Here is a 21,231-nt window from a genome sequence, read left to right as displayed (position 1 = left end):
CAAGTCTGTGCAGAACTGCCAGCGGATAGCCCTGGCCCCGGCCGGTGCGTTTACAACTTGCGCCGGTTTTTTACGCCAAACCCCGCTCTGCGGCTCGACCAGCGCCGCCCAGCCCTGCATCTGTGGACGCCGCAGCCCCGGCCTGCGAGGGCGCAGCCGATATGCATCGGAATGCATACAGATGTGAGCACTGCAAACCAGCCTGAAATGCTTCAATTATTGAGGCGTAGCATGGGCTTATCTACTTTTAGGAGATTCCCATGGCACAAGCACCGTCCTTTCTCTCATCGCAACCGGCGCTGCGCTGGCTGCCCGCGCTGGCCCTGGTGCTGGGCGCAGCGGCACTGAGCGGCTGCGACAAGGGCGCCTCGACCGCGCCTATGCCGCGCGCCACCCCGGACAACACCACGCCCGGTGGCTCAATGCCCGCACCGCCACCTGCAGGGGCGACGCCAGAAACACCCGCAGCGCCAGCCACCAAGCCATAAGCGCCAGGCCAGCGCTACAAATCGAAATCGGCGCGCTGCGGCTTGACCAGCCAGCCCTGTCCGCGCAGGGCCTGCAGATCGAGCACACGCAGGCCGCCGTATTCGATGCGGATAAAGCCCTGGTGCTGCAAGGCCGCCAGGGCTTCGTTCACCCGCTGGCGCGACAGGCCCACCAGGTAGGCCAGTTCCTGCTGGGTGATGCGCAGCACGTCGCTCACCCCCGGGCAGAGCACGGGGTTGAACAGCGCAGCGAGCGTGCGGGCCACCCGCTCCTCGGGCCGGTTCAAACGGTCGATCTCGCGGGCGCTGATGAACTGCGCCAGCCGCTCGTTGAGCTGGTGCATCACAAAGCGGTTAAAGCCCAGCGAATGGTCCAGCAGCCAATGGAAGGCATCGACGGGGATGCCGCAGACGGAGCTTTTGCGCAGCGCCTGGATGTCGTAGCGGTAGATCTCGCGCTTGAGCGCCGTGCCCTCGCCAAACCAGCCGGTGCGCGGCAGGCCGGCAAAGGTCATCGTGCGGCCCTCGCTGTCTTCGGCGCTCATCTTCAAGAGGCCCTCGATCACGCCAAACCAGTAGGTCACCGGCTTGCCGACGCGGCAGACATACTCGCCCTGCTCGGCCTCGGTCACCATCAGCTGGCGCACGGCATAGTCGCGCTCGGCAGGCTGCAGAACGGGGATCCAGGGGATGTCGGCCACTTCCGCAGCATGCGGGGCACGGCGGCGTTGGTAGAGAGAGGCATGCGGGCTCATGGCGGCCAAGAATGCACCAGCTTGATGCGGCTGCAAAGGGGGTGGTTACCAAGGCCAGTCCTGCATTTGTCACCTGCGCAGCAAGCCGGCGCTGCGGGCGGTCGCAGCCGTGAGACATCAGAAAAAAGCCCGGACTTGCGCGCGCTGCTGCAGGCTACACTGGCAGCCCTGCTCCATCATCCCCACACCATGAGGTCCCCATGTCCGATCTGAACACCGCTTTTGAAGCCGCCAAGGAAGCCGCCCTGAACATGAGCGAGCGCCCCGACAACCAGACCCTGCTCAAGCTCTATGGCCTGTACAAGCAAGGCGCGCATGGCGACAACAACGAGCCCAAGCCCGGCTTTACCGACTTTGTCGCCTCGGCCAAGTGGAACGCCTGGAACCAGTGCAAGGGCATGGCGCAGGATGATGCGAAGCAGCAGTACATCGACATGATCCAAGAGCTGCTGTAAGCAAAACTTCTCTATAGTTGCAGGCGGAAAAACGCCAGCACCTCAGCCGCCCAGCGCTGTTGGAAAGCGCGGCGGTCAAAGCCCGCCGGGTCGCTGCAGATCTGGGGCGCGGCGGCCGCCAGCTGCGCACTGCAGGGCGCCAAAAACGCAAAGTGCGCGGCACCTGCCACCCCATGCACAGGCGTCTTGGCAGTCTTACCGGCAGGCAGCCATTGGGCCAGCGCCTGCACCGAGCCTGCAGGCACGCCCTCCCCACCTTGTTCTGACGCCCACAGCTGCAGCGGCAGCTTCAGCTTTTCCAAACCACTGCTGGCACCAAAAGCCGCCAGCGGATCGGCCAGCACCATGGCTTTGATGCGTGGCTCCGGCTGGGGCTTCAGCGCAGGCGCCTGTCCCTGCGCGATCGCCTGGCACAGGGGCGACTGCGGCTCGGGGCAATGGCCCGCCAACTGCGCAAAATCGGGCCTGGCACCGGCGAGTACCAGGCCGGTATAGGCGCCGCGTGAAAAACCCAAAAAGCCGATGCGCTGCGCATCCAGCACGGCGCTCCAGCGGCTGTCTGCCAGCACGCCATCGATCGCGCGGCGCACATCGGCGGGCCGCGCCTCCAGCGCCGCAAAACTGCCGCCTTGCGCCAGGTTCATGGCAGAGTCCAGGCGGTGGTTCAGGCTCAGCACGGCGATACCGCCATCGGCCAATGCGGAGGCCATCGTCCAGTGGCTGAGCGCACTGCCCGCATAGCCATGCGAGAGGACCACCCAGGGCAGCTTGCCGCTGGCAGCGACCGGGCAATTGTCCGTCGCCATCAGCTCAAAAGGCCCGCGCTTGATGGGCTCTGGCGGCTGGGCGCAAGGCGTCCAAAGCATGGCCTGCAGCGGCGGCTCGCCCGCGACCGTGAACCGCTGCAGGCCCGCGCTGTGTGCCGCCCAAGCGCTACCCGCCAACAGCGCTGCCAGCAGCGCAGATCGACAACGTCCCATCCGATATCTCCCCTTCTTCGGCCCAAGCGCCGGAATATTTGCCAGCCGCAGGAAAGTACCTACAGCGTTTTCCCGCAGATTGTCGTCATAAAGACAAAACAACGTCAAAGCTGAATCTACATTCGGTTTCAACAGGACGCAAGGCATGGCACTTGTGATCTACAAAAAACGGCATAGGAGACAACCATGTCAACGACATTTCCCAAGCTATTGCTGCAGCACGCGGCCCAGCGGCCCGGGGCCGCAGCATTGCGTGAAAAGGAATACGGCATTTGGCAAAGCTATAGCTGGTCCGAGCTGGCCGTGATGGTGGCAAAGATAGCGGCCGGTCTGTCGCAAGCGGGCCTGGCGCGCGGCGAGCACCTGGTGCTGATGGGGGCCAACCGCCCGCGCCTGTATGCCAGCATGCTGGCCGCCCAGTCGATTGGCGCCATCCCTGTGCCGCTCTACCAGGACGCGGTGGCGGCCGAATGCGTGTTCCCGCTGAACAATGCCGAGGTGCGCTTTTGCCTGGTCGAAGACCAGGAGCAAGTCGACAAGCTGCTGGAGCTGCGCGAGCAATGCCCGCAGATCAGCCATGTCTACTACGACGACCCGCGCGGCCTGCGCAACTACGAAGAGCCCGGCCTGGCCTCGCTCGACAGCCTGATCGCCAGCGGCGAGACCTTTGTTACGGCCAACCCCGGCTGGTTCCAGCAGCAGGTCGAGGCCACCCACAACGGCGATGTGGCGGCGATGTTCTTCACCTCTGGCACCACCGGCAACCCCAAGGGCGTGGTGCACACGCATAGCTCCTTGCTGGAGAGCGCCTCGGCCGGCGCCGAGTTTGAAAAGCTCGGCCATGGCGAGGAAGTGCTGGCCTACCTGCCCCCGGCCTGGATCGGCCAGAACATCTTCAGCTACTCGCAATGGCTGGCCTGCGGCTATGTGGTGAACTGCCCCGAGTCCAATGCCACCGTGCAGATCGACCTCAAGGAAGTCGGCCCCACCTACTACTTTGCACCTCCGCGCGTGTTCGAAGGCATCCTCACCAGCGTGATGATCCGCATGGAAGACGCCGGCCTCATCAAGCGCAAGATGTTCCAGCACTTCATGGCGGTGGCCAAGCGTGTGGGCCCGGCGCTGCGCGATGGCCAGCCGGTGAGCCTCTTGGACAAGATCAGCTACAAGCTGGGCGACCTGATGGTGTTTGGCCCGCTGCGCAACAACATGGGCTTTAGCCGCGTGCGCGTGGCCTATACGGCCGGCGAGGCGATTGGCCCCGACCTGTTCAGCTTTTTCCGCTCCATCGGCATCAACTTGAAGCAGCTCTACGGCTCGACCGAGACCGCCGTGTTCGTCTGTATCCAGCCGGACAACCAGGTGTTTGCCGACACCGTGGGCAACCCGATTCGCGGTGTCGAGATCAAGATGGCCGACAACGGCGAGATTCTGGTCAAGTCCCCCGGCCTCTTGAAGGAGTACTACAAGAACCCCAAGGCCACCGCCGAGGTGCTGAGCGAAGACGGCTGGTACCACACCAGCGATGCCGGCTTTCTGGACAAGAGCGGCCAGCTCAAGATCATCGACCGCGTCAAGGACGTCGGGCGCCTCAAAGGCGGCAGCAACGACGGCGCGATGTTTGCACCCAAGTATGTCGAGAACAAGCTCAAGTTCTTCCCCTTCATCAAGGAGGCCGTGGCCCTGGGGGATGGGCGCGAGAAGGTCTGCGCGATGATCAATATCGACTTCGAAGCTGTCGGCAACTGGGCCGAGCGCCAGAACCTGCCCTACGCCGGCTACACCGACCTGGCACAAAAGCCGCAGGTCTACACCTTGATCCAGAACTGCGTCGAGAAGGTCAATGCCGACCTGGCCACCGATGCCATGCTGGCCGGCAGCCAGGTGACGCGCTTTTTGATCCTGCACAAGGAGCTCGATGCCGATGACGGCGAGCTGACCCGTACCAACAAGGTGCGCCGTGGCTTTATCGCCGACAAGTACGGCGTGCTGGTCGATGCGCTCTACGCCGGGCGCAGCGAGCAGTTCATCGAGACCCAGGTGAAGTTTGAAGACGGCCGCAGCGGCAGCGTCAGCGCCACCTTGAAGATCGCCGACAGCAAGACCTTCGCGCCGCTGAAGTCGGTTGCCTGAGCGCCCAGCCAAGAGAAAGCCACCCATGAGCAAGAAAATCGGTGACGTCATTCTTGACATCAAGAACATCAGCCTGCGCTTTGGCGGCGTCAAGGCGCTGACGGATATCTCCTTCAACGTCAAGGAGCATGAGATCCGCTCCATCATCGGCCCCAACGGCGCCGGCAAGAGCTCCATGCTCAACTGCATCAACGGCGTCTACACGCCTTCCGAAGGCGCGATCAGCTTTCGCGGCCAGACCTTTGCGCACATGAACAGCCGCCAGGTTGCCGAGATGGGCGTGGCCCGCACCTTCCAGAACCTGGCGCTGTTCAAGGGCATGAGCGTGATCGACAACATCATGACCGGCCGCAACCTGCAGATCAAAAGCAACCTGCTGCTGCAGGCGCTGCGCCTGGGCCCGGCCCAGCGCGAGGAGATCCAGCAGCGCGAGTTTGTCGAGCACATCATCGACTTTCTGGAGATCCAGGCCTTCCGCAAGACACCCGTGGGCCAGCTGCCCTACGGCCTGCAAAAACGGGTCGACCTGGGCCGCGCGCTGGCGATGGAGCCCAAGGTGCTGCTGCTCGATGAGCCGATGGCCGGCATGAACGTCGAGGAAAAGCAGGACATGTGCCGCTTCATCCTCGATGTGAACGACGAGTTCGGCACCACCATCGTGCTGATCGAGCACGACATGGGCGTGGTGATGGATATCTCCGACCGGGTGGTGGTGCTGGATTACGGCAAGAAGATTGGCGACGGCACGCCCGAAGAAGTCCGCAATAACGAAGATGTGATCCGCGCCTATCTGGGCGCGGGCCACTGAGCACAGACCCCAGGGGACCGCAATGGCATTTTTTCTTGAAACTTTGTTTGGTGGCCTGATGGTGGGCATGCTCTACGCGCTGATCGCGCTGGGCTTTGTGCTGATCTTCAAGGCCTCGGGCGTCTTCAACTTCGCCATGGGTGCGATGGTGCTGTTTGCCGCGCTGGCGATGGCCCGCTTTTCGGAATGGATTCCGAAGTGGCTGGGCATGGAGCCCGGTGTGCTCAGCATTGCGCTGGCGCTCGTCGTCGCCATGGTCATCATGGTTGGCGTGGCCTGGGCGATCGAGCGCTTTGCGCTGCGCTACCTCGTCAACCAGGAGCCCATCGCGCTGCTGATGGCCACCTTGGGCATCGCCTACTTCCTCGACGGCCTGGGCCCGATGATCTTTGGCTCGGCCGTCTACAGCATCAATGTGGGCATGCCCAAGGACCCCATGTTCGTCCTGGAAAACATGTTCCAGGGCGGCGTGCTGATCAGCCAGGAAGACCTGTATGCCGCCGGCATTGCCGCCGTGCTGGTGCTGGTGCTGAGCGTGTTCTTCCAAAAGACCAAGACCGGCCGCGCGCTGCGCGCCGTGGCCGATGACCACCAGGCCGCCCAGTCCATCGGCATTCCGCTCTCGCGCATCTGGGTCATTGTCTGGTCGGTGGCTGGCTGTGTGGCGCTGGTGGTGGGCATCATCTGGGGCTCCAAGCTGGGCGTGCAGTATTCCCTGTCGCTGGTCGCCCTGAAGGCCTTGCCGGTCGTGATTCTGGGCGGCCTCACCTCGGTGCCCGGCGCCATCGTCGGCGGTCTGATCATCGGCGTGGGCGAGAAGCTCTCCGAGGTCTACCTGGGCCCCTATGTGGGCGGCGGTATCGAGACCTGGTTCGCCTACGGCCTGGCACTGTGCTTCCTGCTGTTCCGTCCGCAAGGACTGTTCGGCGACAAAATTATTGACCGTGTATGAAATACATCTACAAGAATTTTGCGAAATCGGCACTGCATTCGCTGTGCGAATGCGGTGGCTGCAGCAAGCTGCTGCAGCAGGCAGCCGCAGGCTGCGCCCATGTGTACAAGATCATTGACCGCGTGTAACTGGAGACTGACCTATGTTTTATCGTGAAAATGGCCAGTTCAAGTCCAGCTACGCGGCCGATCAGCAGATCTTCCCGGTGCTGCAGGACAAGTGGGCGATGCTCGCCCTGCTGCTGGTGGCCTTTGTGCTGGTGCCCCTGGGCTTTAGCGACTACACCTTCAAGGCGGTGCTGATCCCCTTTCTGATCATGTCGCTGGGCGCCATCGGGCTCAACATCCTGGTGGGCTACTGCGGCCAGATCTCGCTGGGCACCGGCGCCTTCATGGCAGCCGGCGCCTACGCGGCCTACAACTTCCATGTGCGCTTTGAAGGCATGCCATTGATCCTGTCGCTGATCGGTGGCGGCCTGGTGTCCATGCTGGTGGGCGTGCTGTTTGGCCTGCCCAGCCTGCGCATTCGTGGTCTGTACCTGGCCGTGGCCACCCTGGCGGCCCAGTTCTTCATGGACTGGCTCACCAGCCGCGCCGCCTGGGTCAGCAACTACTCCTCGTCCGGCTCGGTCAGCGCCGGCAAGCTGTCAGTGTTCGGCATGCCGATCGAGACGCCGGTGCAGAAGTACCTGTTCTGCCTGGTCATCCTCTGCGTGCTGGGCCTGATGGCCAAGAACCTGGTGCGCAGCGCCATCGGCCGCGAGTGGATGGCCATGCGCGACATGGATGTGGCCGCCAGCGTGATCGGCATCCGCCCCATGTACGCCAAGCTCTCGGCCTTTGCCGTCAGCAGCTTTATCGTCGGCATTGCTGGCGCGCTCTGGGGCTTTGTCCACCTGGGCGCCTGGGAGCCCGCCGCCTTCAGCCTGGACCGTTCCTTCCAGCTGCTGTTCATGATCATCATCGGCGGCCTGGGCTCCATCGTGGGCAGCATCTTTGGCGCGGCCTTCTTTGTGCTGCTGCCGATCTTTCTGACCCAGGTGCCGCACTGGCTGGGCCTGCCGATCTCGACGGCGACCGCCACCTACCTGGAGCACATGGTGTTTGGCGCGCTGATCGTGTTTTTCCTGATTGTCGAACCCCATGGATTGGCCAAGCTGTGGGCCACGGCCCGCCAGAAGCTGCGTCTGTGGCCGTTCCCGCATTGAGTGTTTTTTACCGAGAGCAACGCAGAGTGTTCGCAAGTGGGGGTCACCCGCCCCAACAACCCTAAGGAGATAGAACCATGTCTTTCAAGAAAGCTGTGATCGCCGCTGCTACGGCAGCCCTGGGTATGGGGGCCATGATGGCTGCCCCGGCCGCGCAAGCCCAGGAGCAATTCGTTCCGCTGCTGGTCTACCGCACCGGCCAGTTCGCACCGCTGGGCATCCCATGGGGTGACGGCAAGCAGGACTACCTCAAGCTCGTCAATGCCAAGGGCGGCATCAACGGCGTGAAGATCAAGTTCGAAGAGTGCGAAACCGCCTACGACACCGCCAAGGGCGTGGAATGCTATGAGCGCCTCAAGGGCCGCGACGGCGGCGCTTCCGGCTTTGACACGCAATCGACCGGCATCACCTTTGCCGTGACCGACAAGGCCGCGGGCGACAAGATGCCCGTCATCACCCCTGGTTACGGCCTGTCGCAATCGGCCGATGGCAAGGTGTTCGAGTGGAACTTCCCGCTGCTGGGCAACTACTGGACCGCTGCCGATTCCATCGTGCAGGACATCCTGAAGAAGGAAAAGGGCAGCCTCAAGGGCAAGAAGATCGCGCTGGTCTACCACGACTCGCCTTATGGCAAGGAACCCATCCCGCTGCTGCAAAAGCGCGCCGCCAAGGAAGGCTTTGACCTGATGCTGCTGCCCGTCACTGCCCCCGGCGTGGAGCAGAAATCCACCTGGCTGCAGATCCGCCAGAACCGCCCTGACTATGTGCTGCTGTGGTCGGCCGGCGTGATGACGCCGACTGCCGTGCGCGAAGCCCAGGCCACCGGCTACCCCCGCGAGAAGATGTACGCCATCTGGTGGGGCGGCTCCGACCATGACGTCAAGGACATCGGTGCCGGCGCCAAGGGCTACAACACCGTCACCATCCACAACACCGCCGAGCGCGACAAAGTGCATGACGACGTCAAGGCCTCGCTGTACGACAAGGGCCAGGGCACCGCGTCCGATCCCAAGGAGCTGGGCCAGCTGGCACACACGCGCGGCATGGTGATCGCGATGCTGCAGGTCGAAGCCATCCGCACCGCCCAAGAGAAGTACGGCAAGGGCAAGGTCATGACCTCCGAGCAGGTGCGCTGGGGCCTGGAAAACATGAACATGACCCAGGAGCGCTTGAACGAGCTGGGCTTTGGCAAGATCATCCGCCCCTTCAAGACCAGCTGTGACAACCACCTGGGTGCCGACTGGGCCCGTATCGCCACCTGGGACGGCAGCAAGTTCAACGTGACCTCGGACTGGTACCAATCGGACAAGACCTTGATCGACCCACTGGTCAAGGAATACGCCGACAAGTACGCCAAGGAAAAGAACGTGACGCCGCGTTCCTGCAGCTAAGGCTGCGTGGTCCCTGGGCCTGATGGGCCCGGAGCCTCTCGTGGCTGGCCCCTGGCGCCCTTCCCTTGCGGAAGGCGCCCGCTTCCCCGGGGCCGCCCGCCCTCCATTTTGTTGAGAGATCAGGTGACGGCATGACCGATTCCCCGCAAACAGCTTCCACCCCATCCGCAGCAGCGCCGCTTTTGGTCGTCAACGGCATCGAGGTGATCTACAACCATGTGATCCTGGTGCTCAAAGGCGTCTCGCTGTCGGTGCCGCGCGAATCGATCGTGGCCATCCTGGGCGGCAATGGCGCCGGCAAGACCACCACCTTGCGCGCTATCTCCAACCTGCTCAAGGGCGAGCGCGGCGAAGTCACCAAGGGCAGCATCGAGCTCGAAGGCGAGCGCATCGAAGCACTGACCCCGTCGGACCTGGTCAAGCGCGGCGTCGTGCAGGTCATGGAAGGCCGGCACTGCTTTGCCCACCTGACCATCGAAGAAAACCTGCTCACCGGCAGCTACACCCGCACCAGCAAGGGCGAGATCGCCGCCAACCTGGACAAGGTCTACAACTATTTCCCCCGCCTCAAGACGCGCCGCACCAGCCAGGCGGCCTACACCTCGGGCGGCGAGCAGCAGATGTGTGCCATTGGCCGCGCGCTGATGAGCAACCCGCGCCTGGTGCTGCTCGATGAGCCCTCGATGGGCCTGGCGCCGCAGATCGTCGAAGAAGTCTTCAACATCGTGCAGGACCTGAACCAGAAGGAAAAGGTCACCTTCGTGCTGGCCGAGCAGAACACCAATATGGCGCTGAAGTACGCCGACTACGGCTACATCATGGAGAGCGGCCGCATCATGATGGACGGCGCCGCCAAGGACCTCGCCAACAACGAAGACGTCAAGGAGTTCTACCTGGGCATGGGCGGCGGCGAGCGCAAGAGCTTCAAGGACGTCAAGAGCTACAAGCGCAGAAAGCGCTGGCTGGCCTGACCGCACCGCCTCAACGCACCGATTACCGCGCCGGCCGATGCCCAGATGCCGGCGTCTGCGGCAGATTCGCCCCCAAAAAATACCGATTACCCGTCCCGGAGAAACCGCATGAGCCCGCACTACGACGATCTGGAGTCCCGCGCCCCCGCTGCCCGCGAAGCCGATCTGATGGCCCGCCTGCCCGCCCAGATTCGGCACGCCCAGCAACACTCCCCCGCCTTTGCCAGCATCCTGCAAGGCGTCGATGCCGCCAGCATCAACAGCCGCGCGGCGCTGGCGCAGCTGCCCGTCACCCGCAAGCATGAGCTGCTCGAGCGCCAAAAGGCTGAGCGCGCCCAGCACCCGGGCCGCGCCATCTTTGGCGGCTTCAACACCGCGCCGTTTGGCAGCGCCATGCCGCGCATGTTTGCCAGCCCCGGCCCCATCTATGAACCCGAAGGCCAGCGCAGCGACTACTGGCGCATGGCCCGCGCCATCTATGCGGCCGGCTTTCGCGCTGGCGAGCTGGTGCACAACAGCTTCAGCTACCACTTTGTGCCCGCCGGCTCGATGATGGAATCGGGCGCCCAGGCGCTGGGCGCCACCGTCTTCCCCGCCGGCACCGGCCAGACCGAGCAGCAGGTGCAGGCCATGGCCGATCTGCACCCCCATGGCTACATCGGCACGCCCAGCTTTTTGAAGATCATCCTGGAAAAGGCCGAAGCCCAGGGCCAGCGCATTGCATCGCTGACCAAGGCGCTCGTCTCCGGCGAGGCCTGCCCGCCTTCGCTGCGCGACTGGTTCAGCGCCCGGGGTGTCGCCGCCTACCAGTGCTATGCCACCGCCGACCTGGGCCTGATCGCCTACGAGACCGAAGCCCGTGAAGGCCTGGTGCTGGACGAGAACGTGATTGTCGAGATCGTGCGCCCCGGCACCGGCGACCCGGTGGCCGAAGGCGAGGTCGGCGAGCTGGTCGTCACCACGCTCAACACCGACTACCCGCTGATCCGCTTTGGCACCGGCGACCTCTCGGCCATCCTCCCCGGCCAATGCCCCAGTGGCCGCACCAACACCCGCATCAAGGGCTGGATGGGCCGCGCCGACCAAACCACCAAGGTGCGCGGCATGTTTGTGCACCCCGGCCAGATCGCCGAGGTCGTCAAACGCTTTCCCCAGGTGCAAAAGGCGCGCCTGGTCGTCAGCGGCGCGATGGCCCAGGACCAGATGAGCCTGCAGGTGGAAACCACCGAGCTGGGCGCGGGCCTGGCCGAACAGATCGCCGACGCCGTGCGCGAAGTCACCAAGCTGCGCGCCGACATCGCGCTGCTGCGCCCGGGCGAGCTGCCCAATGATGGCAAGGTGATTGAGGATGCGCGGAGTTACGACTGAGTGGGCTTTTTTGGCAATAGGCGGGGGAGCGGAGGCCATAGGAGGTGACTTCCTCTCGTCCCATTTGATGCTTTGTCTGGTTTATTCACCGCAAGATTTGCGGTGAATAGCACTTTTAATCGCCGCATGACTGCCTGGGCGGCCGCTGCTGTCCTGATTTTCGCCTAGAAAATACGCCGCACGCCAGCGCTAGGCCTGCGCCAGACTCGCCACCCATGGCGCGGCAATGCCCCAACCGATCAAAAAGTCGTGATCATTGCAGCAGAGCAAATAGCGCGCCTCGTCGTCGCACACATAGAACTCCATTGCAGAGGATTCCTTCAACACAAGCAGCAGGTCAGCGCCACTGCCAAATTGCCAGATTGCTGTTGCCCCTGGCAGGAACATGAGGCAGCTCGCAGCGCCAACATACTGAGGAATGAGCTCCCAGCCATCGGCTCGAGGACATCCTTCAGGTGCAGAACGGCTTCCCCAAGGTGAGGGATGCAACACATCAACGCCGAGCTGCTCTCGCAATTGCGCAACGACGGTCGTCCGCTTGACCGCGCTCAATGCCACTATCTGGATATCGGCGCTTCTGACGACCACAGAAACAGAGTCGGTAATCATTGCAGTTCTCAGCCCTCCAATGTGCTCCAACCGCTGATTGCGCCTACGCGTCTTCCCTACGGTCTGCTTGCAACCTGCCATGCCGAAGCAGACGTGATGTGATACCACCACGAGATCGCTCATGTGCCTTTGCCAGCGCTGACACATCCGACCCCGCATCAAAAGCTGAAAGCAGTTGCTCATCCTCTTCCGGCGACCATGATTGCCCTGCCTTGCTCGCCCCCTCCATCTTGGGCCGCAACGGCTTTTCAACGGTCTTGTCCAGTGCCATGACCGCCATGTTCAGCGCCCGGATGACATCAGGGCTATGAACGGGGTTGTCCTCAGGCAGCACAAGCCCAGTTTTTGGGTCCAACCCTCGCGCCAATAATTCGAGCACTTGTTGTGCGTCAGCCAATGTCATTTTTCCTCCTCGCCGTCAGAGAGACGACACAGACGGCCAAGCTCTATTTAAAAGAAAAACAAAAGCGATGCCCAGAGCACTATGTGCCAATACCGTTTTGCCTCCTATTTCAAGCGGCCGGATTCAAGCAGATAACTCACAAAGCCATCGTGCAGACTTTCACCTAAGTTATTGCCGTCCTCATCCACCAGATGCACGCGCCCCTTCTCAGCCAAGGCAGTTCCTCCATCGATGGAAGTCAAAATGGAGACCGCAAAACCTCTCAGGCATTCTGCAAATACCTTTCTGAGGTCGTCCTCATCTACTCCTGCTGCAACAAGAGCTCGCTGGAGATTTTGGTAGGGCTCTTGCTCCTCGACCCATACCAAGTCAGTTTCAGGTTTCGTCAAGGCATCTCCCGCTGCCTTGACCCAAGTGTCCATCGATACCGCTATGTCCTCAAAAAAATCTGATTCGTGCATATTTCCATCAAAAAATGACAAAGACTGAAGTCAATACTTCTGCAATTCACTATCAAGCGCGATATTCAACTCATCTACACTTGGAGTCATCCCTTTACCCTCAGGCTTGAAAAAAAACCCCAGGCAATACCCCATCTTTTTTTAGTTTAGGGAACAAATCCTCCATCAACTCTGCAAGCGTAATAAGACGTGGCTCATAACCCTCCCACTCACTGACTGCACATAACTGAGCATAGTCTTTGGCTGGCCAAAGTGGAAATACCGTAACACCATCATTTGTAGCGGCAAGAGCCCACCCATCTTGATAAAGACCCCAGGCCTCTTGCCTATCAGCCACAACTTTGACAAAGTGATCAAAACGCTTCTTATCAGGCAGCGCGAGAACAATCTCGATCTGCTTGAAATTTAGTGTCATTGCCTTTGATAATGCTTTAGCCATCTATGGCTATGTACCGGTTTGCAATCTGCCCACAGACATACAGCGCAATGTACCCTGCATTTTTCACATTATCAAAATCATCCAAAAATGCGACCAATTCAATTGAAAGAAAATAGTCTATATCCCAACGCTTCTCGCTTTCCTCAGTCAGCGGCAGATTGTGGATCAAATTTAAAATTCTCCCAGCACTGATGTATTCCGAGCCTCTAATTTGATCTACCGCTTCCTTTACACAATGAACCAAGATGCGCTTACTACTTGAAACATTGACTAAACTTGCTGTCGCAAGTACATTTTCTAGACAAGGTAAAACATGCTCATTAGAACGTCCTGTCATCAAAATATTTCGACTTGAAATTATCTCTGCTGTAATCGAACTAACCGTATTCATCAGTAACCTCCGGGTGTAAAATCCAAATCTGCTGGAGTTTTATATGCTCCATATGGCAGCTCTACACGATTGATCGGAACATCAATAATACCAGCTCGAGGGGCAGCTAGAGCACGATGATGTCCATCAAGGATATACAAACTACCTTTGTGAGAAGTAACTGTCAAAGGTTCGATGATTCCCTCCGCTCTTATCCTCTTAGTCAACCTATCAAAGTCTTTACCGCTCATGGTTTTACCATGAGTTGCAATCAAATTCCCGACTTTTGCAGTTTCCTGCACCACGCTTTTAACTGCTGTGGCACCTGCCAAAACTGCCCCCCCCGCCAAAGCAGCACCACCTAACGCCTCCCCTGCCGCAATCTCACCAGCTACGATGCCAACCCTTGAGGCATTCACAGTAGCAGTGACGGCAAACCTCAAAGCTACTGTTCTAGCAGCATGCGCCGTTGCAGTCAGCGCAAAGGGGATTAGAAAGGCAATGCGCCCATCCGGATCCAGATATTTAGTTGGGTTGTTATTCCCATACGCATAGCGGTTGAAGCTGTGCAGGTTGCCATCTTGGTAATCAACCGGGTCTATGCCAAGAAACCGCCCAATCCCAGGATCGTAGTAGCGCGCTCCAAAATACTGCATGGTGGTGTCGGCATCTTGCTCTTTGCCGTGAAACCACTGGGTCTGCGCTTCGCTCTCTGGCTGCCACTCCGTCTTTTGGCCGTAGGCGAAATATGATTCCTTCCAGAGCACATTACCTGCCGCATCGGTTGCGGCAAGGGGGCTGCCGCTGATGTCGCTATGGATGTAGGTGATAGTTTCCTTGGCGGTGGCCAAGCCGCCTGTGCCTAGGAGCAGGCTGCTGATGACGACGGTGAAGATCGCTTTCAGCCACACACTACTCCCCTCTGCTTGATTGACAGGTTTGCGCCGTGTGGTGCTTCTCTGCCAGAAGGCGGAGATCAACCGAAAGAATAAGCTGAACGAGGACGATTGCTTCAAGTGCTGTTCCATGGTTCTCCTCCATTCAGTTGTCTTGCGTGCAAAGCACTTGGTTTTCGTCTGTCAGCTGCCGCGCCTCTTCTTGGGTGACGGCTCTGGTGGTGCAGGTCTCAGGGGTACTGACCGTGCCACCACCCAGTTTTGGTATGCCCTGGAGCTTGTGGGCCTCATATTTCAGCTGCCCTGCGTTGACTACGGCCTTGGCTGTCTCCATGCCACGCGGTGTTGCCCATACCGGCAAGGGAATGGATTCAGGAGCCGCCTTCAGATCGCTGGTTTGCAAAGGAGCAGAGGGCTTGTTGTCTGGTAGCTCGATCGTTATGCCGCTGCCAACGGGAACCACCACCGCCTGGGCATGGGTAGCACCTGCAAACAGGCTCAAGGCCAGCGACAGGGCGAGGGTTCCAAAGCGTGTGCAGAGGGGAGAGCACATAGGCCGCGATGTATGCGAGTTATTCATGGCGTAGATCCTTGGTGGTTTAGTTCAACTCGATGCTGCGTTCCGCCACCTGCCGCCGCCCCAGATAAATGAGCTCTTTGCGCAGGCTCGAATCCATGGTCTGCATGAGCAGGCCTTGTGAGTCATGCAAATACTGGGTGGTGCCCTGCGCAGCTACGGCCTGAGCCCGCATGTTGGAGCCGTCGTAGTTATGCAGCTTTTGCGCGGCCGTCCCACAATCGGTGCAGCGCAGGTTGTTGGCACGGTCGTGACCAAAGGTGTTGTATCCGTTGGCCCTCACGTTACCCGCCTGGTCGTATTCAAAGGCTCGAGAGAAACCACCTGCTACTCCTGTGAGCAGTCCTGTTGCAGTGTCGTAGGTGTAGGTGTTGAAGCCCGTGGGTGTACGCAAATACGTTAGATTGCCGGTCCTGTCGTACCCATACTGGCGGTTAACTGTGGTCGTTGCCTCCGTGATAAGGCGGTCCAGCTTGTCGTATGCGAATGCCCTTGCGTACACGCCATCGGCCAGCTCGTTAATGTTGACCATGTTCCCGACGGGATCATAGACATAGGTGCTATTCACAAATCTGCTGGAGCCTTGGCCATACGCCAAATCCGAGGGCCACTGCCGGCTATTGATACCCATGGTGGAGACCACGCCATTGGCATAGCTGATTTGGCTGGGCATTCCATTCGGGTGGTAATCCACACTATGTATATAAGGCAGTACCGCACGTGCTCGCCCAAATGCATCAGGCATGTAGTTGACCTGATTGCCAGATGGGTAGGTGAGAGAAGCCAGAGCTTCATTGCTGTCGTAGACATAACCCAATGTTTGCGTACTTGCGCCGATGCTCAGGCTTTCTTTGGTGATCTTGTTGTTTTCGTCGTAGCTGAAGCTGCGCGAGATATCACCGCTTAGTGAGACAACTAGATTGCCGTTGGCATCATAGGTATTCTTCACTGCAGGGGCATTTGGCACCGCCGCATCTTCCGAGCTGGGATAGCTTATATCAGTCAGCCTATTGCGACTGTCGTAAGCGTATATGGTTGCTGGGCCTGCTCCGATCCTCTGGCTTATCAGGTTCCCAATAGCATCCCTCTCAAAAGTTGTTGTGCCAATTTCAGGATCAGTTTTTGAAGTCAGGAAATATCGACTGTCATAACCATAGCCGCGGGTTTTACCATCCATGCTCACCGTCGTTAGCTGCCCAAGAATATTCCTGGTCTGGCGCACATCGGCAAGCGCGAACAAACTTCCATTTACCGTTTCACCTGACGCGAGCCTGACTCGTTCACGCTTATCAGGATCAGAGTAAGCCCTGTAATAGTCGATCGATGCACGCCCCGTGGAATCTTGGTTCACCACATATAGATTGCCATAGCTGGTGTAGTTGATATGTTGGGCATTTGTCGTGCCTACAGGATTACCATTGAGAGTAGCGACAACCCTGCTTAACCCATCGTAGACATAGCCCGTCCCCATCGTACTGTTGGGATAGGATTGATGGATGAGCTCACCCATCACGTTGTGACTGTAGTTAACCCAGACAGGTACCTGTCCTGGAGCACTTGCCTCCCGACGGAGGGTACGACCGAGCCCATCGAAGGAGGTGGCCTCAGTCATATCACCTCTTTCCACAACACGGGTATTTGGAGTCCAAGCCACGGATATTACTGCCCCACTTGGCTTTGCAACCGAAGTGACACGATTCAGCAAATCGTGTGTGAACCTTGTGGTATTTCCACGGGCATCTGTTTCAGCAATTACATTACCAGCATCATTGACAGATCTACCGACAGTGGAGCCATCAGCATATGTTTCTTTTCTGGGAATACCCCGGTGATAATCAGAAAAGCTTTCTACCTGCCCTAGCGCATTAACCTTAGTCGCGATATCGCCTGTTGGATGGTATGTTGCTGAGCTCACGACCCCAGCGATACTCTCCAACACCACATTCCCATTCGCATCAAACTGGCGTTTGGCCTCATGCTGCTCCCCCTCACTGACCATAACAGCATTTGCAATGCTATTTATTATCCACTTATCCGTATCCACATGGTGATTCAGCGTAGTTTCTCGAATATAAGTCCGATCTGCAGAATTTGTTGCCATCTCTACCACTCTACGCGCATTTCCATATCCATCAAAATCCGAATTCGTTAGCGCAAAGCGTTCACCAACCCGGTTGTAGTTCTCAATTCGGGGAACGCGCGCCACAGGATTGAAGCTGTTGCTAGTATAATTTTGAGCAACAACATCTATTTGACTAGAAATTACAAAATCCTGATAGGCCAGTAATACGTTTTCATGCTGACTGGTACGCCCAAGGTAGATACCAACAGATGTTGGAGCCTGACGTACAGAGTGATAGCCTGCATGATAGTGCTCTACAACTTTTCCAGCCGGATCTGTAATTTGGGTAATATTAACTTGGCTTCTGTCATCAGGAGGCATGCTGTACGAATGTGTTATTGAAGTGCCAACACGATTCACGGGTAGCTCGTTAGTAGCGACTCTATAAACGTAATTCCAATTCCCGGGCTGACTCTCTTCTGAACCAGCATTGGCAGTTTTCCCTAAAACTACAGTACTTTGGCGACTACGCGGCGTCCCGGCTAAGAAGTAAACATGGCCGTAGCGATAGTCAATAGTCCCACCACTCGGATAACTCACCTTGCTGAGTGACCCCACACCAGGAGTAGCTTCATAACTGAAATTCCAGGAATGACCATCTGGTCTTTTTACGGCTGTTAAGTAATTGCGAGACCCTGCACCTGGAGCAACAGTGTATTCCCACTCGCGCGAGTTTCCCGCATCAACCACCTTGGAAAGCTTAGAATCGACATAATTAAAATCCAGGCCACGTCCGTCACTTGTTACGACCTTAGCCATCGCCATGACGCCGTTGTCCAGAAATTGATAACTGATGTTGAACCAGTTGCCATTTCTATCGGTAATTCTTTCAGGATAGTAAGCCGTTTGTTTGCTGCTCACTGCCCCAAATGAATTCCCTTTCTTGGTCATTCGAAAGCTTTGACCACCAGGAGATTGGACAATGAAAATTCCATCAATACACTTTGCACGCCAAAAATCTTTGGTCATCCAAGTTAAATGGCCATCAAACGCCTGCTCGTAGAAGATTTGCCGGCTTCCATCCGATTTTTCGAATACTGGATTGGCGGAAGCGACTGTCCATGAAGAAGAACACAAAGCTTTATTAGAGCCTCGCAGCACGCGCCCCATGTGCATGGTCCACCCGAGCCCAACAGGGCTATATTCAAAGTCAGCCCATGCCGAAGTAGTTGCGAAAGGATCATCGATACTGTTATAGCTACGCTGAATGGCAAGATCCATCCCACCATTTCCAGGAATTACCAAGTCGGTGACTGTATAACTTAATTTCCCAGTAAAAGTACTTATTGTCTCGTTAGGAGAGTGCGACACCGACCCACCTAATGAAGCAGCTTTTTCTTCGAAAAAGTCAGGGATACTGGGAAGGCTTGATTCGTCCGATTGGGCATAGGCGCCCTGAACAACCATCAGTGCTGCAGCATAGATAGCTGAGTGCTTAACTCTTTTTTGACGATACCCCGGTGTTTTTTCAACGACCCCTTGAGAGTCCCGATCAAATATCCCTGACATAGTTTCTCCTCTTTGAGACAGCCAAAACCGTAACCACTCCCACGCGCTGGGGAGTGGGATATACGGATGGCGAACTCGTGTTTGGTGTAAAGAAGCAGTTTGATTTTTTGCCAGGAACTATCAGTCTTTGGCAATCGTTAACCACTATTTACTTAGGAGAAATATCAGATTGATGTATGTCTACGAGAAAGCAACAGACTCAAGTCGCAAATGGGAGTGCGCTCCCACACCGCATGCATCGAAGTAAACGCAAACAAACATTGTTTGAATTTCAACACACAAATTGATTAGAGAAACTGCAACTCAATGCAAATTTAGGTGCTATATCAATTAATCAAATCACTATAGAATTTCGTTATCCAATTTAGCAACTCCACCTTAACAATAAGTTATCTCGTTTACCATGCAATGCACCCTCACAGTACCCTGTGACAGCCGCCATATTACGCAATGTGAATATAGTTATCCAGATAAATTACCAGAATAAAATTACAAATTAGTTTGCAGCTGTAAGTGCATTGCTAAGTTGCATTTGGCTAGTCAATAGTTCAGTTCTGCCTCCGGAAAACATGGGTTACAAAAAACTTGATCCGCTGATGCACCGCGTTTATTGCCCACGTTTGCGATTAGCCGGTAAAAGTGCTCAGTGGCTGATCATCCAGGGCCGGTTCCCCACCTGGCTTTTCAGCGCCGGCTGCGCCGCTGCAGCAGCGTTATTGGTTTTGGCGCCCCCACTGCAGCAACCACAGCCACTGGGATGCCGCAGCCGCCCATAGCTGCCAGCCCCAGGATCGTTGTCGCGCGACATGCGCGGCGCATGGCGGGCGCGCTCGTTGACCTCAGCGGCGCGGCGCTGCTGGGGAGATGTGCAGGCCAGGCGCGGGGCCTGGGTGATGACGCGCTCGGAGGCCGCGCCACACTGCGGGCAGGCGCAGGCCAGGTTGCGGTCGGCCAAGCGGCGCAGCGCGTCGAATTCGCCGCAGCGCTGGCAGGCGTAGTCATAGGTGGGCATCAAAGTCTCCTGCACAAAAAGATAAAAGCGGGCCGGCGCTGCGGCCCGCGCAAGCCAGCGTCTTACTTGTCGTACGAGATCGGCATATCGATGCTGCCATCCAGGTACTTGACCGGGCCGGCGGCATTGGGGTTGATGTCGAACTCAAAGATCTGCGTGGGCAGCCACAGGGTGGCGCAGGCATTGGGCACATCCACCACGCCGCTGATATGGCCCTGCACGGGGGCAGTGCCGAGGATGGAATAGGCCTGCGCGCCCGAGTAGCCAAACTTCTTCAGGTACTCGATGGCGTTGAGACAGGCCTGCTTGTAGGCCACGTTCACATCCAGGTAGTACTGCTTGCCCGATTCGTCGACGCTGATGCCTTCAAAGATCACATAGTCGTTGTAGGTCGGCACGATGGGGCTGGGCTTGAAGATCGGGTTCTTGATGCCGTACTTGGCCATGCCGCCCTTGATGATGGAGACCTTCATGTGCACCCAGCCGGCCATCTCGATGGCGCCGCAGAAGGTGATTTCGCCATCGCCCTGGCTGAAGTGCAGATCGCCCACCGACAGGCCGGCGCCATCGACATAGACCGGGAAGAAGATCTTGGAGCCGCGCGAGAGGTCCTTGATGTCGCAGTTGCCGCCATGCTCGCGCGGGGGCACGGTGCGCGCGCCGCTGGCGGCGGCCTTGTCGCGCGCCTCACCCTTGAGCTGGCCCATGTGCGCCGTCGCCATGAAGGGCGGGTTGGCCAGGTTGCCGTCCGGGTTGGTGTCGATCAGCGCCTGCTCGCGCGCATTCCAGGTCTCGAGCATCTTGGGATCGGGCAAGGTGCCGATCAGGCCCGGGTGGATCAGGCCGGCATAGCGCACGCCAGGGATATGGCGCGAGGTGGTGAACATGCCCTGGAAATCCCAGATCGACTTTTGCGCCGACGGGAAGTGGTCGGTCAGGAACCCGCCACCGTTCTTCTGTGAGAAAAAGCCGTTGAAGCCCCACTGGCTCTCGTCCTTGGCGCCGATGTCGAGCAGGTCCACCACCAAGAGGTCACCGGGCTCGGCGCCTTTGACGCCGACCGGGCCCGAGAGGTAGTGCACCGTGGTCAGGTCCACATCGCGCACATCGTCGGCGCTGTCATTGTTTTGGATGAAGCCCCCCGTCCAGTCGTAGGTCTCCAGCACAAAGTCATCGCCGGGGTTGACCCAGCAGGCCATCGGAATATCGGGGTGCCAGCGGTTGTGCACCTTCTCGTTGGAAGGGGCCGGTTGGGACAGATCAACCTTGATCAGGGTTTCGGGCATGTGCAACTCCTGTGATGCAGTCAATGGAACAAGAAACGC

General features: G+C 58.5%; 22 protein-coding genes. 10 read left to right on the top strand and 12 right to left on the bottom strand.

Features of this window, described 5'->3' with window-relative positions; all coding sequences use genetic code 11:
* Nucleotides 1-260: 260 nt before the first annotated feature.
* Nucleotides 261-488, top strand: coding sequence for a hypothetical protein (locus WH303_RS01120; RefSeq protein ID WP_339516274.1), 228 nt, complete (start codon nt 261-263; stop codon nt 486-488).
* Nucleotides 489-502: 14 nt separating this feature from the next.
* Here the strand turns inward: WH303_RS01120 and WH303_RS01115 are convergent, their stop codons facing one another.
* Complete coding sequence (locus WH303_RS01115; protein ID WP_339516272.1) at nt 503-1,243, bottom strand: Crp/Fnr family transcriptional regulator; 741 nt, start codon at nt 1,241-1,243, stop codon at nt 503-505.
* A gap of 200 nt (nt 1,244-1,443) precedes the next feature.
* On the opposite strand from WH303_RS01115, the gene WH303_RS01110 reads away from it, so the two are divergent.
* Nucleotides 1,444-1,698: an acyl-CoA-binding protein gene (locus tag WH303_RS01110; RefSeq protein ID WP_021028674.1), complete on the top strand. Its 255-nt coding sequence runs from the start codon at nt 1,444-1,446 to the stop codon at nt 1,696-1,698.
* A gap of 11 nt (nt 1,699-1,709) precedes the next feature.
* Here WH303_RS01110 and WH303_RS01105 read toward each other — a convergent pair whose 3' ends face one another.
* Nucleotides 1,710-2,678 carry an alpha/beta hydrolase family protein gene (locus tag WH303_RS01105; protein WP_339516269.1) on the bottom strand — a complete coding sequence of 323 codons (969 nt, stop codon included), beginning with the start codon at nt 2,676-2,678 and terminating at the stop codon, nt 1,710-1,712.
* A 186-nt stretch (nt 2,679-2,864) separates the two neighbouring features.
* On the opposite strand from WH303_RS01105, the gene WH303_RS01100 reads away from it, so the two are divergent.
* The 8 genes from WH303_RS01100 to WH303_RS01065 all read left to right on the top strand — a co-directional run bounded on the left by WH303_RS01100 (nt 2,865) and on the right by WH303_RS01065 (nt 11,508).
* Nucleotides 2,865-4,811: an AMP-dependent synthetase/ligase gene (locus WH303_RS01100; RefSeq protein WP_339516267.1), complete on the top strand. Its 1,947-nt coding sequence runs from the start codon at nt 2,865-2,867 to the stop codon at nt 4,809-4,811.
* 25 nt (nt 4,812-4,836) lie between these two features.
* Nucleotides 4,837-5,619, top strand: coding sequence for an ABC transporter ATP-binding protein (locus WH303_RS01095; RefSeq protein ID WP_021028671.1), 783 nt, complete (start codon nt 4,837-4,839; stop codon nt 5,617-5,619).
* A 22-nt stretch (nt 5,620-5,641) separates the two neighbouring features.
* Nucleotides 5,642-6,571, top strand: coding sequence for a branched-chain amino acid ABC transporter permease (locus tag WH303_RS01090; protein ID WP_021028670.1), 930 nt, complete (start codon nt 5,642-5,644; stop codon nt 6,569-6,571).
* Nucleotides 6,568-6,699, top strand: coding sequence for a hypothetical protein (locus WH303_RS01085; RefSeq protein ID WP_339516264.1), 132 nt, complete (start codon nt 6,568-6,570; stop codon nt 6,697-6,699). The genes WH303_RS01090 and WH303_RS01085 overlap by 4 nt, the downstream gene beginning before the upstream one ends.
* Before the next feature lie 14 nt (nt 6,700-6,713).
* The gene (locus WH303_RS01080; protein WP_339516262.1) at nt 6,714-7,778 is read left to right on the top strand and encodes a branched-chain amino acid ABC transporter permease; all 1,065 of its coding nucleotides are present in this window, start codon (nt 6,714-6,716) and stop codon (nt 7,776-7,778) included.
* 77 nt (nt 7,779-7,855) lie between these two features.
* Entirely contained in the window at nt 7,856-9,169 is a 1,314-nt protein-coding gene (locus tag WH303_RS01075; RefSeq protein WP_021028667.1) for an ABC transporter substrate-binding protein, read from the top strand.
* 131 nt (nt 9,170-9,300) lie between these two features.
* Complete coding sequence (locus tag WH303_RS01070; RefSeq protein ID WP_021028666.1) at nt 9,301-10,140, top strand: ABC transporter ATP-binding protein; 840 nt, start codon at nt 9,301-9,303, stop codon at nt 10,138-10,140.
* A gap of 108 nt (nt 10,141-10,248) precedes the next feature.
* Nucleotides 10,249-11,508 (top strand): phenylacetate--CoA ligase family protein, encoded by a 1,260-nt coding sequence (locus WH303_RS01065; protein WP_182344804.1) that lies wholly within the window; start codon nt 10,249-10,251, stop codon nt 11,506-11,508.
* A gap of 189 nt (nt 11,509-11,697) precedes the next feature.
* Here WH303_RS01065 and WH303_RS01060 read toward each other — a convergent pair whose 3' ends face one another.
* The 10 genes from WH303_RS01060 to fmdA form a co-directional block, all read right to left on the bottom strand.
* On the bottom strand, nt 11,698-12,117 hold the full coding sequence (locus tag WH303_RS01060) for a hypothetical protein (RefSeq protein WP_339516259.1): 420 nt from the start codon (nt 12,115-12,117) through the stop codon (nt 11,698-11,700).
* A 43-nt stretch (nt 12,118-12,160) separates the two neighbouring features.
* Nucleotides 12,161-12,520 (bottom strand): hypothetical protein, encoded by a 360-nt coding sequence (locus tag WH303_RS01055; RefSeq protein WP_339516257.1) that lies wholly within the window; start codon nt 12,518-12,520, stop codon nt 12,161-12,163.
* Between the two features lie 104 nt (nt 12,521-12,624).
* Nucleotides 12,625-12,981 (bottom strand): hypothetical protein, encoded by a 357-nt coding sequence (locus WH303_RS01050; RefSeq protein WP_339516255.1) that lies wholly within the window; start codon nt 12,979-12,981, stop codon nt 12,625-12,627.
* A gap of 100 nt (nt 12,982-13,081) precedes the next feature.
* Entirely contained in the window at nt 13,082-13,420 is a 339-nt protein-coding gene (locus WH303_RS01045; RefSeq protein WP_339516253.1) for a DUF2750 domain-containing protein, read from the bottom strand.
* The gene (locus WH303_RS01040; RefSeq protein ID WP_339516251.1) at nt 13,413-13,811 is read right to left on the bottom strand and encodes a hypothetical protein; all 399 of its coding nucleotides are present in this window, start codon (nt 13,809-13,811) and stop codon (nt 13,413-13,415) included. Before WH303_RS01040 ends, WH303_RS01045 begins: the two co-directional genes overlap by 8 nt.
* Nucleotides 13,811-14,818 (bottom strand): RHS repeat-associated core domain-containing protein, encoded by a 1,008-nt coding sequence (locus tag WH303_RS01035; RefSeq protein ID WP_339516249.1) that lies wholly within the window; start codon nt 14,816-14,818, stop codon nt 13,811-13,813. Before WH303_RS01035 ends, WH303_RS01040 begins: the two co-directional genes overlap by 1 nt.
* Nucleotides 14,819-14,831: 13 nt before the next feature.
* Nucleotides 14,832-15,266: a hypothetical protein gene (locus tag WH303_RS01030; RefSeq protein ID WP_339516247.1), complete on the bottom strand. Its 435-nt coding sequence runs from the start codon at nt 15,264-15,266 to the stop codon at nt 14,832-14,834.
* A gap of 19 nt (nt 15,267-15,285) precedes the next feature.
* Complete coding sequence (locus tag WH303_RS01025; protein ID WP_339516245.1) at nt 15,286-18,894, bottom strand: DUF6531 domain-containing protein; 3,609 nt, start codon at nt 18,892-18,894, stop codon at nt 15,286-15,288.
* Between the two features lie 643 nt (nt 18,895-19,537).
* Nucleotides 19,538-19,906: a zinc ribbon domain-containing protein gene (locus tag WH303_RS01020; RefSeq protein ID WP_339516243.1), complete on the bottom strand. Its 369-nt coding sequence runs from the start codon at nt 19,904-19,906 to the stop codon at nt 19,538-19,540.
* Nucleotides 19,907-19,968: 62 nt separating this feature from the next.
* On the bottom strand, nt 19,969-21,192 hold the full coding sequence (fmdA, locus tag WH303_RS01015; RefSeq protein ID WP_312987371.1) for a formamidase: 1,224 nt from the start codon (nt 21,190-21,192) through the stop codon (nt 19,969-19,971).
* Between the last annotated feature and the right edge of the window lie 39 nt (nt 21,193-21,231).

This window comes from Comamonas sp. MYb69 (assembly GCF_037479315.1).
GTDB lineage: Bacteria > Pseudomonadota > Gammaproteobacteria > Burkholderiales > Burkholderiaceae_C > Comamonas.
The sequence above is the reverse complement of the archived record's forward strand: the minus strand, read 5'-3'. Positions and strand labels throughout refer to the sequence as shown.